At 45.1% G+C, this 19,824-nt stretch carries 17 protein-coding genes; 7 read left to right on the top strand and 10 right to left on the bottom strand.

Features of this window, described 5'->3' with window-relative positions; all coding sequences use genetic code 11:
- Nucleotides 1-123 precede the first annotated feature (123 nt).
- Nucleotides 124-276: a hypothetical protein gene (locus FM019_RS20830; protein WP_185969287.1), complete on the top strand. Its 153-nt coding sequence runs from the start codon at nt 124-126 to the stop codon at nt 274-276.
- Here FM019_RS20830 and tadA read toward each other — a convergent pair.
- Nucleotides 273-800 carry a tRNA adenosine(34) deaminase TadA gene (gene tadA, locus FM019_RS13520; protein ID WP_143836468.1) on the bottom strand — a complete coding sequence of 176 codons (528 nt, stop codon included), beginning with the start codon at nt 798-800 and terminating at the stop codon, nt 273-275. The two genes, FM019_RS20830 and tadA, sit on opposite strands and share 4 nt — an antisense overlap.
- Before the next feature lie 178 nt (nt 801-978).
- Here tadA and FM019_RS13515 point away from each other — a divergent pair, with 178 nt between their 5' ends.
- Nucleotides 979-1,215, top strand: a complete 237-nt coding sequence (locus FM019_RS13515; RefSeq protein WP_143836467.1) for a hypothetical protein — start codon at nt 979-981, stop codon at nt 1,213-1,215.
- Between the two features lie 60 nt (nt 1,216-1,275).
- On the opposite strand, the gene guaA is transcribed toward FM019_RS13515, so the two are convergent.
- Both guaA and guaB read right to left on the bottom strand, forming a co-directional pair.
- Complete coding sequence (gene guaA / locus FM019_RS13510) at nt 1,276-2,853, bottom strand: glutamine-hydrolyzing GMP synthase (protein ID WP_143836466.1); 1,578 nt, start codon at nt 2,851-2,853, stop codon at nt 1,276-1,278.
- Between the two features lie 74 nt (nt 2,854-2,927).
- The gene (gene guaB, locus FM019_RS13505) at nt 2,928-4,397 is read right to left on the bottom strand and encodes an IMP dehydrogenase (protein WP_143836465.1); all 1,470 of its coding nucleotides are present in this window, start codon (nt 4,395-4,397) and stop codon (nt 2,928-2,930) included.
- A 108-nt stretch (nt 4,398-4,505) separates the two neighbouring features.
- Between guaB and xseA the strand changes: the two genes are divergently transcribed.
- The 5 genes from xseA (at nt 4,506) to FM019_RS13480 (ending at nt 11,422) form a co-directional block, all read left to right on the top strand.
- Nucleotides 4,506-5,855, top strand: coding sequence for an exodeoxyribonuclease VII large subunit (gene xseA, locus FM019_RS13500; protein WP_143836464.1), 1,350 nt, complete (start codon nt 4,506-4,508; stop codon nt 5,853-5,855).
- A 106-nt stretch (nt 5,856-5,961) separates the two neighbouring features.
- Nucleotides 5,962-6,639: a response regulator transcription factor gene (locus tag FM019_RS13495; protein WP_143836463.1), complete on the top strand. Its 678-nt coding sequence runs from the start codon at nt 5,962-5,964 to the stop codon at nt 6,637-6,639.
- Nucleotides 6,617-8,005: a sensor histidine kinase gene (locus FM019_RS13490; RefSeq protein ID WP_143836462.1), complete on the top strand. Its 1,389-nt coding sequence runs from the start codon at nt 6,617-6,619 to the stop codon at nt 8,003-8,005. The genes FM019_RS13495 and FM019_RS13490 overlap by 23 nt, the downstream gene beginning before the upstream one ends.
- Nucleotides 8,006-8,155: 150 nt before the next feature.
- Nucleotides 8,156-10,000, top strand: coding sequence for a DUF1800 family protein (locus FM019_RS13485; RefSeq protein WP_143836461.1), 1,845 nt, complete (start codon nt 8,156-8,158; stop codon nt 9,998-10,000).
- A gap of 9 nt (nt 10,001-10,009) precedes the next feature.
- Nucleotides 10,010-11,422, top strand: coding sequence for a DUF1501 domain-containing protein (locus tag FM019_RS13480; RefSeq protein WP_143836460.1), 1,413 nt, complete (start codon nt 10,010-10,012; stop codon nt 11,420-11,422).
- A gap of 35 nt (nt 11,423-11,457) precedes the next feature.
- Here FM019_RS13480 and der read toward each other — a convergent pair whose 3' ends face one another.
- The 7 genes from der to pilW all read right to left on the bottom strand — a co-directional run bounded on the left by der (nt 11,458) and on the right by pilW (nt 19,781).
- Complete coding sequence (gene der, locus FM019_RS13475; protein ID WP_143836459.1) at nt 11,458-12,903, bottom strand: ribosome biogenesis GTPase Der; 1,446 nt, start codon at nt 12,901-12,903, stop codon at nt 11,458-11,460.
- A 112-nt stretch (nt 12,904-13,015) separates the two neighbouring features.
- Entirely contained in the window at nt 13,016-14,269 is a 1,254-nt protein-coding gene (bamB, locus tag FM019_RS13470; protein WP_143836458.1) for an outer membrane protein assembly factor BamB, read from the bottom strand.
- The gene (locus tag FM019_RS13465) at nt 14,262-14,876 is read right to left on the bottom strand and encodes a YfgM family protein (protein ID WP_143836457.1); all 615 of its coding nucleotides are present in this window, start codon (nt 14,874-14,876) and stop codon (nt 14,262-14,264) included. Before FM019_RS13465 ends, bamB begins: the two co-directional genes overlap by 8 nt.
- Before the next feature lie 42 nt (nt 14,877-14,918).
- Nucleotides 14,919-16,199 (bottom strand): histidine--tRNA ligase, encoded by a 1,281-nt coding sequence (gene hisS / locus FM019_RS13460; RefSeq protein ID WP_143836456.1) that lies wholly within the window; start codon nt 16,197-16,199, stop codon nt 14,919-14,921.
- Between the two features lie 100 nt (nt 16,200-16,299).
- Nucleotides 16,300-17,418: a flavodoxin-dependent (E)-4-hydroxy-3-methylbut-2-enyl-diphosphate synthase gene (gene ispG, locus FM019_RS13455; RefSeq protein ID WP_143836455.1), complete on the bottom strand. Its 1,119-nt coding sequence runs from the start codon at nt 17,416-17,418 to the stop codon at nt 16,300-16,302.
- Between the two features lie 15 nt (nt 17,419-17,433).
- Nucleotides 17,434-18,384 carry a RodZ domain-containing protein gene (locus tag FM019_RS13450; RefSeq protein ID WP_143836454.1) on the bottom strand — a complete coding sequence of 317 codons (951 nt, stop codon included), beginning with the start codon at nt 18,382-18,384 and terminating at the stop codon, nt 17,434-17,436.
- Nucleotides 18,384-19,781 (bottom strand): type IV pilus biogenesis/stability protein PilW, encoded by a 1,398-nt coding sequence (pilW, locus tag FM019_RS13445; protein ID WP_143836453.1) that lies wholly within the window; start codon nt 19,779-19,781, stop codon nt 18,384-18,386. Before pilW ends, FM019_RS13450 begins: the two co-directional genes overlap by 1 nt.
- Nucleotides 19,782-19,824 lie beyond the last annotated feature (43 nt).

The following is a 19,824-nucleotide window of genomic DNA, read 5'->3' as shown; positions in this document are numbered from 1 at the left end:
CAAAACCTTGTCACTATTTGGTTAGTGACAGTAAATGAAACTTTTTGCGACATCCACCTGTCTACTAAAAAGCAATGTTTGCAAATAAATATGAGGAGCAATCTTCCACATTAAGGAGAAACTATGAAACGAAGAAATCTTCTTTCACGAAAAGGCCGCGCTGCTAATGGCAATCGCAGACGTTTGATGTTGAAACGTTTACACCAAAAAGTATTGTTGCGCCGCCAGCAATTTCAACAATTCGATATGCAAGACACCTTCGCAGAAGCCAGCTAACTTTCTTTATTAGATTGTTTGCTTGCTTTTTTCTGCAGGCGACGCATTTTAAAAAATGCTGATAGTTTTTCAGCACAGTCTTCACCCAGCACCCCCCTTGTTACCGCAACCTGATGATTGAGTCGTTGATCATCCAACAAATTGGTAAGGCTACCTGCAAATCCCGTTTTATAGTCTGCTGCGCCAAACACTAAACGTTTGATTCGGCTATGAATTAACAAACCAGCACACATAGGACAAGGTTCAAGGGTCACATACAAGGTTGCATCAACTAGACGATAGTTTTGAACCTTTTCACCAGCCTGGCGAATTGCCAGCATTTCAGCGTGAGCGGATGGATCATGGCGGGAAATAGACTGATTCCACCCCTCTCCTACAATCTGTTCGTCAACCACTAACACAGCCCCGACAGGAACTTCTCCTGCATCCCAAGCCTTGTCAGCTAGTGCCAATGCCTTGCGCATCCAAAACTCATCTTGAGTTTGTTGAAGCGACAAATTGTTGTTCTTCGCCTTATCTTGCATAACGCTTGGTTAAATCCATCATTTTTTGGTAAAAACCACTAAAAAAAATCAAAGCCACAAATGATCAAAACGAATAAGCCTTTGATTTTATTGAAATAAAAATATTGGTTAAATTTATGCTATACCTAAAGTATCAAGCATACAGCGTGTCTAAACTGTTTACCATAGGAGCACTATCATGAACTTAACTGCTATTTTTGTTATCGGGATTATTTGTTGGACAATCGTGAAATTAACAGGCAAAGATAAAAAATCGATTAAACAAAGCCCTGATCAGATTGAAGAAAATAATCAACTCAAAAATGAAGTGGCGGCATTAAAAGAACGTGTTGCCACACTTGAAGCCATTGTCACCGACGACAAATACAATCTTAGAAGAGAGATCGATAGCTTGGGAAAGAATAGAGCTGCGTAATTAATACCGTTCTGAAAAATACAGGGCAAGCGACATGGCTTGCCCTAGTCGTGTCTATCCCTACTCCCACTCAATAGTAGCTGGCGGCTTGCCAGATATATCATAGACAACTCTGGATATTCCATCGATTTCATTGATGATTCGATTCGAGACTTTGCCTAAGAAGTCGTATGGAAGATGGGCCCAATGGGCAGTCATAAAATCAATAGTTTCGACAGCTCGTAAGGAAACAACCCAGTCGTATTTACGTGCATCTCCCATTACCCCAACTGAACGAACGGGCAAAAATACGGTGAATGCCTGGCTAACTTTGTGATAAAGCTCGGCGTTATGTAATTCTTCGATAAAAATGGCATCAGCGCGACGTAACAAATCACAATATTCTTTTTTGATCTCGCCCAAAACGCGCACGCCAAGTCCTGGTCCCGGAAATGGGTGGCGATAAAGCATATCGTAAGGTAAGCCCAATTCCAGACCAATCTTACGCACTTCATCTTTAAATAATTCGCGAAGAGGTTCAACAAGTCCCATTTCCATGTCATCCGGCAGCCCACCTACATTGTGGTGAGATTTAATGACATGTGCTTTGCCTGTCGCAGAGCCAGCCGATTCAATCACATCGGGATAAATTGTCCCTTGGGCTAACCATTTTGCATTGCTTAACTTTTTAGATTCTTCATCAAACACCGCAACAAATTCGTGACCAATAATCTTACGCTTGGCTTCTGGATCATGCTCGCCTTTTAACGCAGCAAGGAAACGCTGTTCAGCTTCTATTTTGATAATATTAAGTCCAAAATGGTCACCAAACATATCCATAACCTGTTGGCCTTCGTTTAGCCTAAGCAGACCATTGTCAACAAACACACAGGTTAGGTTTTTACCGATTGCACGATGTAACAACATAGCAGTGACGGATGAATCAACACCACCGGATAGCCCAAGAATGACTTCATCATCTCCAACCTGCTGCTTGATCCGCTCAACCGCGTCTTCAATGATATTCGCCGCTGTCCATAATTTTTCGCATCCACAAATGTCCATCACAAAATGGGATAAAATTCTTAGGCCCTGACGAGTGTGTGTTACCTCTGGATGGAACTGCACACCATAAAAGTGTCTTGATGCATCATACATGGCAGCATGAGGACAACTGGGTGTTTGCGCCGAGGTAACAAACCCAGGTGGAATTTCGCGAACTTTGTCACCATGACTCATCCAAACATCCAACAAACCGTTGCCATTGTCGCCAATGTGATCTTCTATATTTGCCAATAATGGCATGTCGTCGATAACTTCTACCTGGGCGTAACCAAATTCACGTTTGTCCGACCCTAAAACACTTCCACCGAGCTGTTCTGCCATGGTTTGCATGCCGTAGCAGATGCCTAACACTGGCACGCCCGCATCAAATACATATTGAGGTGCACGCGGAGAATTATCTTCGGTAACCGATTCAGGACCACCGGATAATATAATCCCATTGGGATTAAATTCACGAATTTGCTCTTCGCTGACATCCCAAGCCCAAAGCTCACAATAAACACCTATTTCTCTCACACGTCTGGCAATTAGTTGTGTGTACTGTGAACCAAAATCTAAGATAAGGATCCGTTGCTCGTGGATATTCGTGGTCATTGCTGTTCTCATCGTAAGAAAAATAAAAAGACGTTGGTGAATTCACCAACGCCTGTATCGATATTCGCTAAAGATTAACCTAAACGGTAATTAGGTGCTTCTTTGGTAATGCTCACGTCGTGCACGTGAGATTCACCCATCCCTGCTGCAGTCACTTTGACAAATTGCGGCTTGGTACGTAACACTTCTATGGTGGCCGATCCGGTCAAGCCCATGGCAGAGCGTAATCCGCCCATCTGCTGATGGATAATATTGGAAATCGGACCTTTATACGCCACTCGCCCTTCAATACCTTCTGGAACCAATTTTTCTTCGCTTTTACTGTCTTGGAAATAGCGATCCGAAGAGCCATGGCTTTGGTTCATAGCCCCCAAAGAGCCCATTCCGCGATAAGACTTGTAATAGCGTCCCTGATATAGTTCAACTTCACCTGGCGCTTCCTCGGTTCCAGCCAACATACTACCAACCATGACACAACTTGCACCGGCGACCAGCGCCTTAGCGATGTCGCCAGAAAAGCGAATACCGCCATCAGCAATCACTGGAATATCACGATCTTTTAACGCTTCTACAGCATCGGCAATTGCAGTAATTTGAGGCACACCACAGCCCGTTACGATACGAGTTGTACAAATAGAACCTGGGCCGATCCCCACTTTAACCGCATCAACGCCAGCATCAGCTAGTGCTAAGGCACCTTCTGCTGTTGCGACATTACCGGCAATAATCTGAATATCTGGAAATTGTTTGCGCGTTTGCGAAACTCGCTCAATAACCCCTTGAGAGTGGCCGTGAGAGGTATCAATCAGCAATACATCTACACCGGCTTCAACTAAGGCGGCGATCCGTTCTTCAGTACCCAACCCAACGCCAACAGCAGCACCTACGCGTAGACGACCTAATTCGTCTTTACATGCATTAGGCTTACTTTCCGCTTTTTGAAAGTCTTTAACTGTGATCATACCTTTGAGTTTAAAGGCATCATCAACAACCAGAATTTTTTCAACGCGATGTTCATGCATCAGGGATAACACTTCATCAGACGCTGCGCCTTCAGGAACAGTTACCAAACGCTCTTTTGGCGTCATGACACTAGAAACCGGCTGATCAAGTTTATTTTCAAAACGTAAATCGCGGCCGGTGACGATCCCAATCAGGTTTTTATCGTCGTCAACAACCGGAAAGCCAGAGAAACCATGGTGAGTGGCTAAAGCGTTGATTTCACCGATGGTGGCATTAGCGCTGACCGTAACCGGATCGGAAACCACACCGCTTTCATACTTTTTAACAGCACGAACATGATTGGCCTGATCTTCGATGGTCATATTTTTATGAATGAATCCCATACCGCCTTCTTGCGCCAACGCGATAGCGAGACGAGCTTCGGAAACGGTGTCCATAGCGGCGGAGATTAATGGGATATTTAGTGATACACTGCGAGTCAATCTGGTGCGCAGATCGGCAGTGTGAGGTAACACAGTGGAGTGTCCTGGGACCAATAAAACATCATCAAAGGTCAGGGCTTCTTTAGCAATCCTCAACATGCAACAACACCTATAGTTAGCGGGCTTTAGTTGCGGCGCAATTGTAGCCGTTTTGCCTATTCAGGTAAACTGAATTTGTTGTAAATTTTCAAAAGTTTTAAGGCATTCATGTTTAGTCAGTCGAGTACATCAAAAAACATCTTTTCTGTCAGCCAATTGAACCGTATGGCGCGTTCTGTTTTAGAATCAGAAATTGGACAAATATGGCTCTCTGCAGAAATTTCTAATTTCGTTGCAGCAAGTTCTGGACATTGGTATTTCACACTGAAAGACAGCCGGGCACAAATTAAAGCTGCAATGTTTCGCGGTGCCAACATGCGAATAAAGATGCGTCCAAAGGAAGGCGATAAAATTTTAGTCCGCGCGACAGTAGGAATATACGAAGCCCGTGGTGATTATCAGTTGGTCGTCGATTTTATGGAACCCGAGGGCGAAGGACAGCTTAAACAACAGTTTGAACAACTTAAAATCAAATTGGCGGCAGAAGGGTTGTTTTCTACCGATCACAAACTGTCTTTACCGAGCACGATCAAGACCGTTGGTGTGGTGACGTCAGCGACAGGTGCTGCACTTCACGACATTTTAACTGTTTTAAATCGGCGTAGTCCCAACACGTCAGTAATTGTATATCCGTCTCAAGTGCAAGGCGATACGGCCGCATCACAAATTGTTAAAGCCATCGATAAAGCGATTGCTCGTAGAGAAGTCGATGTGCTCATTGTCGGGCGCGGAGGAGGATCACTTGAAGATCTCTGGTGCTTTAATGATGAAACCTTAGCGCGAAAACTATATCACTGCCCTATTCCTACGGTCAGTGCTGTCGGTCATGAAGTGGACGTCACCATCTGTGATTTTGTCGCCGATGTCCGTGCCCCTACCCCTTCAGCGGCTGCTGAATTGGTGAGTACAGATAAACAAGAACTCATGCAGATGATTGATGGCTTGGAAAAAATGCTCAATCAGGCGATGCAAACTCGTTTGCAAATACACCAACATGCTTTGCAAATTATTGATCACAAGCTCGTTCAAACGCACCCTGAAATTAAGATCAAACAACAACTCCAAATTATCAACGGCTTGAGGCTTCATATTTCTGCTTCGTTTGAACGAACACTTGCAGCGCAACAGAAACGCTTTGATAATCTGCAACGCCGATTAGTGCAAAAGAATCCAGAGCAATTGATCCAACGACAACAACAGCAACAACAAAACTTGTCTGTACAACTTGGCAAAAATCTACAAAATCTTCTACAAAACAAGCAGTACCAACTTGCCAAAGCCAGCGAGCTATTGGAAACCGTAAGCCCTTTATCTACGCTTGCCAGAGGTTACAGCATCACTTACAAAGAAAAAAACATTATAAAGAGTGTCAGCGACCTCAAAGATGGAGATGTAATTACAACACAACTGCATGATGGGCAGGTAAACAGCAAAGTTCAATTCAATCAATCCCAATAATTAACCTGTGGTCAATTAGACCTATCCAGGCAGCAAAAATATACAATCCTGTAATCTTGGCTAAGTCTTCTTGTGCTTTTGCACAAAAACCGATTATGGTTATCAAATGAAGATTTTATTAGTTGAAGACAACGAGGAAACCGCTGCATTCATTCAACATGGTTTCATTAAGGAAGGCCATGAAGTAATGCATACTACCCGCGGCGATGTTGGCTACGAGCAAGCGATAAATGGAAACTATGATATTTTGGTTTTTGATCGCATGCTCCCAGAATTAGACGGAATGACAGCGGTAGCCAGGATACGCAAAGCGGGGCTGGATGTTCCCATTATTATGTTAACGGCTATGTCTGGTATCAACGACCGGGTCGAGGGTTTAAATGCTGGTGCCGACGACTATGTCGTCAAACCATTCGCTTTTGAAGAGCTATATGCCCGAGTTCTCGCACAGCTCAGACGTAGGCAAATGGATAACGCAAGCAACGTTCTTCGTGTGGGGGATTTAGTCCTGGATCGCACCACTCAAGATGTCACCCGTGGCGGCCAAACCATCGATTTACTGCCAAGAGAATACAAAATACTCGAGTACTTGATGCAGCATGCGGGACAAATTGTGACCCGAAAAATGTTGCTTGAACATGTTTGGGGTTACAAGTTTGACCCTAAAACCAGTTTAGTACAAACCCACGTGAGCAGACTTCGTAATAGGTTGGACAAGCCTTTTGAGCAAGATATGATCACCACACATCGAGGAGAGGGTTATGTCATCAACGCCCTCAACTAGCGTTTTCCGTTCAGCCGTTTTCAAACTGATCATTGTTTCCTCAGCGTCTTTCGTTTTAGTCATGTTGTTCATCATTTGGCTATTGGGTGCTCTGGCACTAAATACTGAAGAGCAACGCCAAAAAGATCAAATCCTCGCCGAACAGGCTTGGATTGAAGAATTGTATAAGCAACAGGGTGCGCAAGCCATTGCCAGGGAACTCGCGGACGGAGGGCCTTTTTTTATGTCAGAGGACAAATACCAGTCTCGTCTCAAAAAGGGAGAGTTGATTTATCAAATCCAACTGGCATCAGGCACCATAATCGGTGGCTACCCTTCCCTAAAAGCGACATCAGGTTGGTCATTATTGCCAATAGATATTGATGGACATACACGTCAATTAGTTGTCCACAAAGCCACGTCTGAATTAGGTGATCACCTGATCCTTGGTAAAATTCGCGCCCAAGGTTACGATGGTATAAAGCAACTAAGACGAATTAGTACGTTCTTTCTATTGGTCATTGCGTTCCCGCTTGCCATCGTCACTGGCTATTTTGTCAGCAGAAAGGTGTTCAAACGTTTGCAGACGATTTCCAATACCGCTGAGGCGGTGGGGCAAGGGGAATTTGAGCAACGTTTGACCATCAGCAAAAAATCTGATGAATTTGACCGTTTGTCCTCTTCAATCAATGACATGTTAGACAATTTGCAAGATCTTCAACGTAATATCGAAAGTGTTTCTGTGGGTATTGCTCACGACCTAAAAACGCCGCTGACACAATTAGATGCGCGATTACAAATGATAAAACAAGACACCGACTCACCAGACAAAGTAGAAAAACATGCTGATGCAGCACGGCGAAGTGTCAACAAAATACTCACTACGTTTTCAGCCCTACTGCGATTGGGTGAAATCGAGGCGGGAAAGCGCAAAACTGATTTCGCACAATTTAATCTTTCGACGTTAGCGCTAGATATTGCAGAAAGCTACGAGCCTGTATTTGCTGACGTAGGGAAATCATTGGATATTTCTATATTGCCAAACATTAAAATTAATGGCGACCAGGACTTGTTTGCCCAATTGATCATTAATCTGTTGGAAAACATCATCGAACACAGCCATCAAGGTGCTGAAGCATGGATAAGACTGCAATTGAACCAACACGGCGCAGTATTGCAAATCGGCGATGATGGTCCTGGAATTCCTGAGCAGCATAGAGATCGGATTTTCGAACGCTTTTATCGCGTTGATCAAAGCCGCAGCAAACAAGGAAATGGTCTTGGATTAAGCTTGGTCAAGTCCATCTGCAATTTGCATGACGCGCAAATCGTGTTACTCACTCAACAATCGGGAACAGTTTTCGATATTTACATTTCTGTAAACTAACATCATAACCCTACCACCTTCATATCTATTTGTTTTAACTATCTTTTTTCAGTTTCCGTCGATGTATACATATTTGTAATCTTGTCAGCGCTTTTTTGACATGCAATTCGGACTATAGTGAAGTTGTATCGTGAAAAAGAGAGCAAGTTTATGCAACCCAAACTTAATCAATCTGTTTTTACTCATTTACTGCTAGCAATGACATTAGTTCTTTGCGGATGTGGAGGGGGAAGCAGTGATAGCACTTCTCCTGTACCTACCCAACCAACACCTCCCCCAACCACTGCGCCGCCTCCTCCGGATCCGATTGAGCAAAACAATGCCTTTGCCGATCAAAGCAAAACCGCACGCTTTTTAACTCAGGCGACCTTTGGACCATCGTTGACGCAAATTGAGCAGTTAACCGACACCTCTGCCTCTCAGTGGTTTGTGAACCAGTTAGCACAACCTGTTAATCCTGCGATACCCAGGATCCAAGACTTTATTGAATTAAATAATGCCGAGTTTCTCAACCCATTTGACGCATCTGCGCCAACCTTTATTTTTTGGCGAGATGCTGTCTTAGCAGAGGATCAGCTTCGCCAACGCATGGCGTTTGCTTTGTCCCAATTGATCGTTGTTTCCAGTTTTGGCAGCGATTTACTCAACGACCAACCCCAAGGGATGGGTTACTACATGGACATATTGTCGCGCAACGCTTTGGGAAATTATCGCGACTTGATAGAAGAAATCACCTACTCACCGGCAATGGGTTATTACCTTACTTATCGTGGTAATCGCCGAGCCGATCCGTTGACTGGGCGTATGCCAGATGAAAATTATGCTCGCGAAATATTGCAATTATTTACTATAGGTTTACTTGAAATCAATGCCGATGGAACCGTTAAAACCGATATTGAAGGCAACCCTATTGAACTGTTCACCAATGAGGATATTACCGGGTTAGCGAAAGTCTTTACTGGGCTTGAATTTAATGTCTCCAGAGTACCTGAAGAAGAGGGTTTTGAAGATCAGCTTGCCAGCGCAATGGTACAGCCTATGCAGATCATCGAGTCTTTTCATTCAACCGAGGAAAAGTCATTTTTAGGCCTGACAATTCCAGCTAATACACCGGCCAGAGAAAGTATTACCTTGGCACTAGACCATATTATGTCGTTACCATCTGTTGCCCCGTTCATTAGCCGACAATTAATCCAGCGTTTTGTCAGCAGCAACCCCTCTGATCCCTATGTTGCTAGGGTTAGCCATGCATTTGAATCGGGCCAATTTGAACTCCCCGATGCAACGCTTGTAGGCGATGGCCGAAAAGGCGATCTAGCGGCGACTTTAGCAGCAATTTTGTTTGACCAAGAGGCTAGAAATCCTGATGACGAGGTCAATTTTGTTGGTAAAATTCGCGAACCAATTCTGCGCTTTACCAATTGGGCCCGCGCATTTGATTTAGCATTGATTGCACCTGAACTTAGTCCAATTTTGTGGGACACAAGCGGTCAACTGGCGCTGGCACAACACCCGTTTCGTTCGAAATCAGTATTTAACTTTTATCGACCTGGTTACATTGCGCCAGGCACCCAAAGCGGTGTGCAGAACGTCACAGCACCCGAGCTACAGATCATGAATGCAACCAGCACACCGGGTTACATTAATTTTATGAGCTATTTTATTGGCCAAGGTCCTGCAGATTTCGAATTTTCACAACTACGTCAGGAGTTTCTTGAAGAAAATATCAATATCGATTTTAGTCAGGCCAATCGAAGTTTTCTAGTTGATTATTCGCGAGAACTCGCTCTGGCAAATAACCCTCAGGCGCTAGTTGATCATCTTAATTTATTGCTGACCTTCAACACCTTAAGTACAACTACTCAAAACGCTATCATCGATGCCTTAACACTGATCCCAGAAGAACAAAGCGAAGAATTCGATGGCCTAACCTTTCGTATCATTGTCGCGACGTTGATGGTGATGTCTTCCCCAGATTATTTAGTTCAACAATAGAGGTGCTCCATGACCATTACTCGTAGAAGATTTATTCAGGGATTAAGCGCTTCTTCCGTTGCAGTTGCTAGCATGGGCACTACCCTTTCAACACTGAACGCGTTTAATAGTTATGCAATGCCTGCGGAGGATTATAAGGCCTTGGTCTGTGTATTCTTCTTAGGTGGTATGGATACTCACGACATGCTTTTACCCTACGACCAAGGGTCTTATTTACAATTTTCTACCTTGAGACAATCACTTATTAGTGCTCAAGGAAGCAACAGATTGCGCGAAAATCTGTTACCGTTGTCGCCAATTAATGAGGCGATGTTTGGTGGCAGACAATTCGCACTGCCACCCGAAATGCCTGAATTACATCAACTTTTTGAACAGGGCAACGCTACCATTATTGGCAATGTGGGACCTTTAATAGAACCAACAAATAAGTTAGCGTTTGAAAATCAAAGTGCTCGATTACCGGCCAGATTGTTCTCCCACAATGATCAGCAGGCAACATGGCAATCAAGCGCCCCTGAAGGCGCGCAATATGGATGGGGCGGGCTTTTTGCCGATGCAGCGTTAGCCAGCAACCCGCAATCTGCTGCCCAGTTCAGCACGATCACAGGCAGTGGGAATGAATTATTTCTTACTGGCCAAATTGCCCAGCCTTATCAAATTAGCACCGAAGGTGCAGCACAAATTGCACTTTTGCAGGAATTGTCTAACGCCGAAGATGGCTCGATCGAACAACAAATTTATCAACAACTTCGCGCCCACTTTCAACCCCGAGCAAGTGACCATACTGGGGTTCTGAAAAAAGACGTTGCGAATGTGTTTTCAAAAGCCTATCAATCCAATCTTCAATACAATCAGGCCAGCGAAAATGCGATGACGTTGCAAACGGTATTTCCGATGAGCCCTATGGGCTCGCAGTTACAAGCCGTGGCGAAAACCATCTCTATTCGCAATGAATTGAATGTTAATCGTCAAATCTTTTTTGTCGGCATTGGCGGTTTTGACACTCATTCCGATCAAGCTCAAGATTTACCATCGTTACAGGCTCAAATCGATGGAGGCGTGGGCGCATTTTTCCGAGCCATGGAGGAAATGGGGTTAACAGACAATGTAACCTTGTTTAGTGCTTCTGATTTTGGTCGAACATTAGCGGTCAATGGAGACGGAACAGATCACGGATGGGGATCGCACCACTTTGCAGTAGGTGGTGCGGTGAACGGTAAACAAATATTGGGCTCTGTGCCGCCACCTACACTGGGTCACAGCGCTGACGCAGGAAGCGGCCGTCTTATCCCATCCGTTGCCGTGGAACAGCTCGCTGCACCATTGGGACGATGGTTTGGATTAACTGACGCGCAAATCGCAGCATCACTGCCAAATTTGGCCAACTTCTCTGATCCTGAGTTGACCTTGATGATGACATAGACGCCAACCTTTCTAACGCAGGCGTCAATATCAGGTCATCTTTTTTTATGGTGAGACATTAATCGCTTGCGCTTACGTTCTTGCGAAAGCGTCAGCTTATTGGTCTTACCCTCAAATGGGTTAGCACCTTCTTTAAATTCAATACGAATGGGTGTACCCATGGTTTGCAGAGATTTACGGTAATAATTCATCATGTAACGTTTGTAGGCATCGGGTAAATCTTCAACCTGGTTACCATGAATGACCACAACGGGAGGATTGTATCCACCGGCATGGGCATATTTCATCTTCACCCGACGTCCACGCACCATTGGCGGCTGATGGTCTTCCTGAGCCATCTCCATAATACGCGTCAGCATCGAGGTATTGATGCGTTTGGTTGCAGAAGCATAAGCTTCTTGGACTGATTCGAAAAGGTGACCAACACCGGTGCCGTGTAACGCTGAGATAAAGTGAATTCGGGCGAAGTCGACAAATCCTAATCTACGATCAAGCTCTCGTTTGATGTCTTCTTTGACGTCTTTATCCAATCCGTCCCATTTATTCACAGCGATAACTAAAGAACGTCCTGCATTTAAGACGAAGCCCAACAAACTGAGATCCTGATCGGTTATCCCTTCTCTTGCATCAATACATAGCAGCACTACGTTTGCTTCTTCGATTGCCTGCAGTGTTTTGATGATTGAAAACTTCTCAACGGTATCCGACACTTTCTTGCGCTTGCGAACACCAGCCGTATCAATCAGGATATATTCCCGTTCATCGCGCTCCATCGGGATAAAAATACTGTCTCGGGTGGTGCCTGGCATATCAAATACAACCACTCTCTCCTCGCCCAATATTCGATTAGTCAAGGTCGATTTGCCCACGTTAGGTTTTCCGACAATCGCCAATTTTATTGGTAAGTTGAGTAGCTTGTCTAATTGTGCCTGGGCGTCGTCGTCATCGTCATTACGTGTTTTTTCAACCACGTGCATGTCGGGGAAATCTTCCGCCAGAGGATGTAAGGTTTTTTCTAGAAGCTGCGTAACACCGCGTCCATGGGTCGCTGCAATTTGTGAAATATCACCCAATCCCACTGAAAAGAATTCAGCGGTTTCACTGTCGCCATCAATGCCATCAACTTTGTTGGCAACAAGATATACTTTCTTTTCAGATTTTCTCAGGTAGTTGGCGATACCAATGTCGCCGGGGGTCAGGCCAGCGCGAGCGTCAACTAAAAATAAGACAACATCAGCCTCGTCAATTGCTAGCAGAGACTGCTCAGCCATTTCTGCATCAATGCCCTGTTCGTCTCCGCTTATTCCGCCGGTATCAACAACGATAAATTGCAATCTATCGTATTTCGCTTGGCCGTACTTACGGTCCCGAGTGAGTCCAGGGTAATCAGCAACCAGCGCATCACGGCTGTTTGTCAGGCGGTTAAAAAGTGTTGATTTACCAACGTTGGGACGGCCAACCAGGGCTACTACCGGTAACATAATTCTCTTCCATTCAAAACAATCACGGCTCAAGTCCCACAGATGAGACTTGAGCCGTTATAACTATAGCTAGATATTCGACTATCAGATCGAATTTTTGCGGTTGGACTAATTAGAGGACTGGAACCTCAATCGCCACCAATTCGCCTTCACGTGTCTGGGTGTACAAGGTAGTACCAATCGCCAAAGGCGCTGCGAATATACCTTCGTCTTCATCATCGCCGCCTAAATCATAGCGTGACACTATTGCACCGTCTGACTTATTTAGCCAATGCAAGTAGCCAAATTTATCGCCAACAACGATATGATTACCAACCGGCTCAGGTGAAGTAAGATTACGTTTTTTCAGGCTATTTTGGCTCCAAAGCTCGACACCATTGCGACGATCAATTGCATAAATATTGCTATTAACATCGGTCACAAATAACGTGTTTCCATCGACATTCACACGTCGGTAGGAACTATACTCGCGCTTCCAAATCACCCGTCCGGTGCGCAACTCGACTGATGCCAAAGTACCATCAAATGAAATCACATAAATGTTGGGACCGACGATTAAGGGCTTGCTGTCGATATCAACGATCCGCTCAAGCTCTGTGGCTCCCGAAGGCGCTGCAATGGTTTGCTCCCAGGCTGTTTGCCCAGTGCCAAGAACATTGACAACAAGTTTACCCGTTGCAGTACCGACGATAGCGCCACCATTGGCCGCAATTGGAGCTGAGATCCCACGCAAACTCAATGGAGGCACGTCAGATTCATAGCTCCAAAGCTCTTCACCGGTACTTGAGTCAAGGGCAAACATCAGTCCCGAGCTCGTATTAACTACTACAACATTTTCATCAACGGCCGGCGCTGCGATGACTTCTCCGCGCACAGACGAACGCCACTTGGTCTCACCGGTATTGGCATCAAGTGCTATCACTTCACCATCTTCGGTACCAAAAAACACGCTTTCGTATATTACTGTGACGCCACCAGAAATCTTCGCGGAAACACCATCAGACCACAAATTACCTACGAAGCTGAACCAGCCATCATTTTGGTAGATGGCAAAGTCACGTTCCCAGACCTGCTTACCTGATTGTTGCTCAAACGCTGCCACAATGCCTTGCCGACTTGCTGCATAAACTTTGTCGTAAGCCACTGCTGGACGCAAACGCGAATAATAAAAATCAACGCCGCCAGAAAGGTGTTGCGACCAAAGCTTCTGTGCTTCAAATTGCGACTCAATGGGATCTAAACGACGAATTTCTAATTCTTCGTCGTCGGTGAACCACCCTGAAATGGTGGAACATCCACCCAAGACCAGCGCGCCACTTAAGGTGATAGCTTTAACCCATCTAAGCGGGTGCCATTGCTTAACCATTGGCAGCAACCGCTAGGTTATCCAGCTTCATTTGCACTAAACGGTTGTCACCATCTGCTTGTAAAGATTCGGTATACGCAGTTTTTGCCTGTTCGAATTGGCCTAAGCTGGTGTAAATATCACCTTTGATGTCTTCAACTTGCGCAACAAAAGACTCTAGCGTAACAAGAGCCAGCGTTGCGAGTGCCGCGTCATGCTCGCCCTTTGCTGTTTGAATTCGTGCAATACGAATATTCGCAATACTTTTAAACGAGGCATCACTAGCGTGAGTGGCAACATGGCGAAGGTGTTTCTCGGCACTTTCCAGATCGTTTTTATCAACAGCAAACTTCGCCAACTGCAATGCTGTTAATACAGAATAACCGTCTTGATTGTTGTCAACAAAGGCTTCTGCTTGGGCAGTATTTTCAGCACTAAGTGTTGTCACCACCGTTTCGTAAGCCGTTGACGCAGCTTCTTTTTCCGCAATTTGAGTATCATTGTAATAGCGCCAGCCATACAAACCGCCAATCCCCAAAACAACACCGACTGCGATAGCAAGGCCATTCTCACGCCAAAATCGCTTTATCGCTTCTACCTGTTGTTCTTCTGTTGCAAATTCGTCCATCTAACATTCCTCGTACTGCATACGCTATTCACACGCGTGTCGTTAATCTTTAAAGTAACTATTCAAGAAGGCCACTAAATCTGACCGGTTAATCTGTTCTTGCGGCATGTCGTCGCGTAAATATTTTACGACAACCTGTTGGGCTTGCATTTCGCTTTCGCCCAATACCAATGCCAAGGATGCGGTACTTTTATCCGCACGTTTCATTTGTTTTTTAAGGTTGCCACCGCCACAATGCATCAGCACTCGCAACCCTTCTATTGAATCTCTCAGTTCCTCAGACAATTTCATTGAGTAAAGTTCCGTTGATTCGCCTAATGCGGTGACATAAACATCGACAGGTTTAGGCACTTCATCGGTTAAATCCAGGGTTTGCAGCATCAGTACCAGTCTCTCAATACCCATTGCAAAACCAACTGCAGGACTTGCTTTACCACCAAGTTGCTCAACTAGGCCATCATAGCGGCCACCAGCACAGACTGTTCCTTGAGCGCCCAGGCTATCCGTCACCCACTCAAACACTGTGCGGTTATAATAATCCAGACCGCGCACCAACTTGGGATTGATTCGATATTGAATACCCAACGCATCGAGTTTTTGACACAAGGCTTCAAAGTGCTGTTTAGATTCATCATCTAAATAATCGATAAGCTTGGGTGCATCGTGAATAGCTGCTTGGACCTCAGGATTTTTACTATCCAGCACACGCAGAGGGTTACTCTCCAGTCGACGAATACTGTCTTCGTCAAGCTGATCTTTTCGTTCTGTTAGATAAGCGACTAACGCGTCGCGATAGATCGCTCTGGCTTGATTAGAGCCTAAGGAATTCAATTCTAAAGTGACATGTTCACTGATGCCGAATTCTTTCCATAACCGCGCACTCAACATGATCACTTCTGCATCGACATCTGGTCCATTGATCCCAAAGGTCTCAATGCCAAATTGGTGAAATTGTCGATAACGCCCTTTTTGCGGCCGTTCATGTCGAAACATTGGCCCCATGTACCAAATTCGCTGCTGCTGATTATAAATTAAACCGTGTTCGTTGCCCGCTCTCACACAACTTGCTGTGTTCTCAGGGCGCAAGGTCAAACTGTCTCCGTTGCGATCGGCAAAAGTGTACATTTCTTTTTCGACGATATCGGTCACTTCACCGATCGAACGTTTAAACAAATCAGTACTTTCAACGATTGGGGTACGCAATTCTTCATAGCCGTAACTGGCAACAACCTGGCGAAGTTTGTTCTCCACCCACTGCCAAATCCCTGAATCTGCGGGTAGGCAATCATTCATACCGCGAATGGCTTGGATCTGTTTACTCACTTATTTGTATTCTCTACGATTTGATGAAGCGCATCATTGCGCGAAAAAGCCCCGTATTATAGGGGCTTTGCAGGGCTTGTTACAAGGCTTGAATGATACTTTATCCGACTTGTTTTACGTCTATTTTACGGTTTTCGTCTAACTGCGAAGCTTTGGCACGAATTCGTTTTTCCAACTGGTCAACTAAGTCGTCGTTAGACAGCCTTTCTTTTTGCCGCTTACCGTCCAAATAGAATCCGCTCATATTGCGAGCACCGGTTAATCCAAGATCGGAAACTTCCGCTTCACCTGGCCCGTTAACCACGCAACCAATGATAGAAACGTCCATTGGTGTAAGAATATCCTCTACTCTCTGCTCTAGAGCATTGACTGTGCCAATTACATCAAACTCTTGCCTTGAACAACTTGGGCAAGCAATGAAATTGATACCTCTGGAGCGGATGCGCAGCGATTTAAGGATGTCAAAACCCACCTTAATCTCTTCGACGGGATCGGCTGCTAAAGAAATTCGAATCGTATCGCCGATCCCTTCAGCCAATAACATTCCCAAGCCAACTGCACTTTTCACTGCGCCTGAACGAAAACCACCGGCTTCGGTGATCCCAAGATGCAGTGGTTGGTCAATCTGTTTGGCAAGTTCGCGATATGCCCCAACAGCGAGGAATACATCTGACGCTTTCACACTGACTTTAAATTGATCGAAATTTAACTTATCTAGAATATCGACGTGGCGCATCGCCGATTCAACCAAAGCTTCTGGCGTTGGTTCGCCATATTTTTCCTGTAATTCTTTTTCCAGAGAGCCACCGTTAACACCGATGCGAATAGGTATATTTTTATCTTTGGCACAATCCACTACGGCTCTGACGCGCTCCATGCTGCCAATGTTGCCAGGATTGATACGCAAACAATCCACACCGTATTCGGCGACCTTAAGTGCTATTCGATAATCAAAGTGAATATCCGCAATGAGGGGAACCTCGACTTGCTGGCGGATCTGCTTAAAGGCTTCTGCAGCATCCATAGTGGGCACAGACACACGCACTATTTCGCCGCCCACTCCAACAATACGGTTAATTTGCGCGACGGTAGCCGCCACGTCCGTTGTATTGGTGTTGGTCATAGACTGCACAGCAATCGGCGCACCATCACCGATGGGCACACTGCCAACATTGATGCGTGTTGATTTGCGTCGTTTTATAGGAGTTTCAGAAAACATAATTAATCACCTAGGCTATTGCCCAAACGGCAAGGAAAATTTGGCTGTTTGGCCAGCTGCAAAACCCGACATGTCAACCGCGACACCGTCATAACTGATTTGCACAACTTGGGGAGCACCCAGCGTGACTTCAAAGGGTGCCACACCAGAAACTGTCATTACACGGCCTGCTTTTTTCACGCCGTAGGCAATGGCTTCGCCTGTTGAGTCTGTTAGGTTCATCCAGCAATTGTCAGCAAATTCAAACACCAATTCAATGGTTTGGCCTTGTTCACGTTCAACGACAGTTAGCGGCAATGCTGCCTCAACTTCTTCAAGATTCGTTTCTGTATCAAGTGCTGATTCATTCGCATTTAAAAGGCTGGTATCTGCTGATGTGGCCTGTGTTACAGGTGGTTCAAGTTCACCCTGTTGATTGAGCGCCTCGGCTTCTCGCTGGGCACTTACAATCAAATCGTCTGAGGTTGGTGCAAGTTCTGCTTCGACTTGCTGTTCTGGCACAATCAATCCGCCTTCTTCAGCTGTCTGAACACGATTTATTGCGGTTTCGTTGTCAGAGCCACTTTGCTGAAACCACCAGATAACCACCATAGCTGCTAGTACCGCGACAATTAAGTAGGTCAGTAACATAAGTCGATCATCATTGGCCTGTTTGGCGACACGTTTAGAGAAGCTCTGCAATTTAGCAGGCTCTTTCTCCTCGACATGCAGCGATGCAAATGCATCAAGCACGGTTTGTTCCGTAACATTAACCTGTTTGGCGTAGAGCTTAAGATAACCTTTGGTAAAGGTTACCGAAATATTGGCGTCATAATTGTCTGCTTCAATCGCTTCGATATTTACCAGCTTCAAATGAAGCTTAGTCGCAATATCTGCAGCAGATAAACCTAGCCTTTCTCTGGCCGCTTTCAATATTGCGCCAGGGCCCTGAGTATCTGTTTGTGTTTCTTGTAGTTCGTCCGACATTACTGCTCTACCGACTTAGGTTCTGTAACTAATAATTCCATTCCAACAAATATCGCCTGACCTTCTTGTAGATCATTCCACTCCATTAGACTTTTCATTTTGACGTTATACTTTAGGGATATGCGATACAAATTTTCGCCTTTTAATACTGTATGATACTGGGGAACACTCGACGCCTGTGCAACCGCTTCCGCAGACGTTGCAGCTTCTGATAGTTCGTTTTCGTTGCGTTGCAAAGATTGTTCGGCTTGACGTTGATCCGCCACTTTTTCTACTGATTGCTCAACAGGATCGTCTATTTTTCGGTCATTGCTTGCAGCGGAATCCACAACATCTTTAGCCTCTGCCACTTTTTGTTCAACCTCAGCTTGGGCACTTTGAATTCCTTGCCTAACACCTGCGGGCGAATCCGATTCAGTAACGGGTTGTTCTGTTCTTGCTGTTTCAACAGCTGATTGCGCAGGTAGCTCAGGTTCAGTTACGGATTGCGCTGGCGCTTTTTCTGACACCACCTGTGATGTAGGGATAGGCTCAGGTGTTGGAGTCTGCTTTTCTGGCGTCAAAGATGATGCAGTGGCAATGGATGCACTGGGTTTTAGCTGTCTAAGTATTTTCCCAGACTCATCGACTTTAGTGAATTGGTCGCGGCTTTTTACATATTCAATCGTACGGGGATGGGACGGATACATGCGTATCAGCATGTCACCGTAACCTTTTGCCAATTCTATATTGTTCAGCTCCCGCTCTAATGTAATGGCCAACCATAGTGTTTCAGGCGTTACTCTCGCCAGTTTTTCATAGCGTCTTAAATTGTCTTTAGCTTGTTGCCATTGTTGCTTTTGCATCTGTAACTCGACCAGCAATAACAGACTCTTGGCGCGAGAAGGCTGATGATTTAGGGCGTTTTGAACATAGGTAAGAGCATCGTCAATTTGCCCCTGGCTCTGGCTACACAGCGCCAAATTTTCATAGGTTTCGGCAGACGAAATATAGTTATTACTATTTACCGCTTTTAAAAAGTATTTTTTGGCATTGTCATACTGGCCGTTCTGACACAAGAACGCTCCATAAGAATTGGCGATATCGGCGTTTCTTGGTTCAAAATCCAGTGCACGCTGGTAAGATTCATCCGCCCGTTCAATTTCACCCACTTGTTGGTAATAAAATGCAATGCTGTAGTGCGCATCGGCTAGACGTGGGGCAAATTGAAGGGCTTTATCCAAATTAAATTTGGCTTGGCTATAGTTTCCATTTTGCAGGTAAGTCAGGCCCAATGAAATTCGGTTTTTTGCTGCTGCAATTTGGTCAAAATCATCGCTTCCTTTAAATCCGTCGGGTAAAGGTTCGCTGACACATGCACTAAGCAATAACACTGTGACGATTAATAAACTGCGCATAAAACTCACTTGGTAAACATCCTCTAGGTTTATGCTAACTGCT

Source organism: Aliiglaciecola sp. M165 (genome assembly GCF_007197995.1).
Classification (GTDB): Bacteria; Pseudomonadota; Gammaproteobacteria; order Enterobacterales; family Alteromonadaceae; genus Aliiglaciecola.
Note: the sequence above shows the minus strand (reverse complement) of the source record. Positions and strands in the feature narration are given on the sequence as shown.

What these genes read in the sequence shown, in the direction of transcription:
- FM019_RS20830 (WP_185969287.1), top strand. Translation starts at nt 124, where the DNA reads ATGAAACGAAGAAATCTTCTTTCACGAAAAGGCCGCGCTGCTAATGGC.
- guaB (WP_143836465.1), bottom strand. Translation starts at nt 4,397, where the DNA reads ATGTTGAGGATTGCTAAAGAAGCCCTGACCTTTGATGATGTTTTATTG.
- FM019_RS13485 (WP_143836461.1), top strand. Translation starts at nt 8,156, where the DNA reads ATGCAACCCAAACTTAATCAATCTGTTTTTACTCATTTACTGCTAGCA.
- FM019_RS13490 (WP_143836462.1), top strand. Translation starts at nt 6,617, where the DNA reads ATGTCATCAACGCCCTCAACTAGCGTTTTCCGTTCAGCCGTTTTCAAA.
- bamB (WP_143836458.1), bottom strand. Translation starts at nt 14,269, where the DNA reads ATGGTTAAGCAATGGCACCCGCTTAGATGGGTTAAAGCTATCACCTTA.
- FM019_RS13480 (WP_143836460.1), top strand. Translation starts at nt 10,010, where the DNA reads ATGACCATTACTCGTAGAAGATTTATTCAGGGATTAAGCGCTTCTTCC.
- guaA (WP_143836466.1), bottom strand. Translation starts at nt 2,853, where the DNA reads ATGACCACGAATATCCACGAGCAACGGATCCTTATCTTAGATTTTGGT.
- xseA (WP_143836464.1), top strand. Translation starts at nt 4,506, where the DNA reads ATGTTTAGTCAGTCGAGTACATCAAAAAACATCTTTTCTGTCAGCCAA.
- FM019_RS13450 (WP_143836454.1), bottom strand. Translation starts at nt 18,384, where the DNA reads ATGTCGGACGAACTACAAGAAACACAAACAGATACTCAGGGCCCTGGC.
- ispG (WP_143836455.1), bottom strand. Translation starts at nt 17,418, where the DNA reads ATGTTTTCTGAAACTCCTATAAAACGACGCAAATCAACACGCATCAAT.
- der (WP_143836459.1), bottom strand. Translation starts at nt 12,903, where the DNA reads ATGTTACCGGTAGTAGCCCTGGTTGGCCGTCCCAACGTTGGTAAATCA.
- FM019_RS13495 (WP_143836463.1), top strand. Translation starts at nt 5,962, where the DNA reads ATGAAGATTTTATTAGTTGAAGACAACGAGGAAACCGCTGCATTCATT.
- FM019_RS13515 (WP_143836467.1), top strand. Translation starts at nt 979, where the DNA reads ATGAACTTAACTGCTATTTTTGTTATCGGGATTATTTGTTGGACAATC.
- tadA (WP_143836468.1), bottom strand. Translation starts at nt 800, where the DNA reads ATGCAAGATAAGGCGAAGAACAACAATTTGTCGCTTCAACAAACTCAA.
- pilW (WP_143836453.1), bottom strand. Translation starts at nt 19,781, where the DNA reads ATGCGCAGTTTATTAATCGTCACAGTGTTATTGCTTAGTGCATGTGTC.
- FM019_RS13465 (WP_143836457.1), bottom strand. Translation starts at nt 14,876, where the DNA reads ATGGACGAATTTGCAACAGAAGAACAACAGGTAGAAGCGATAAAGCGA.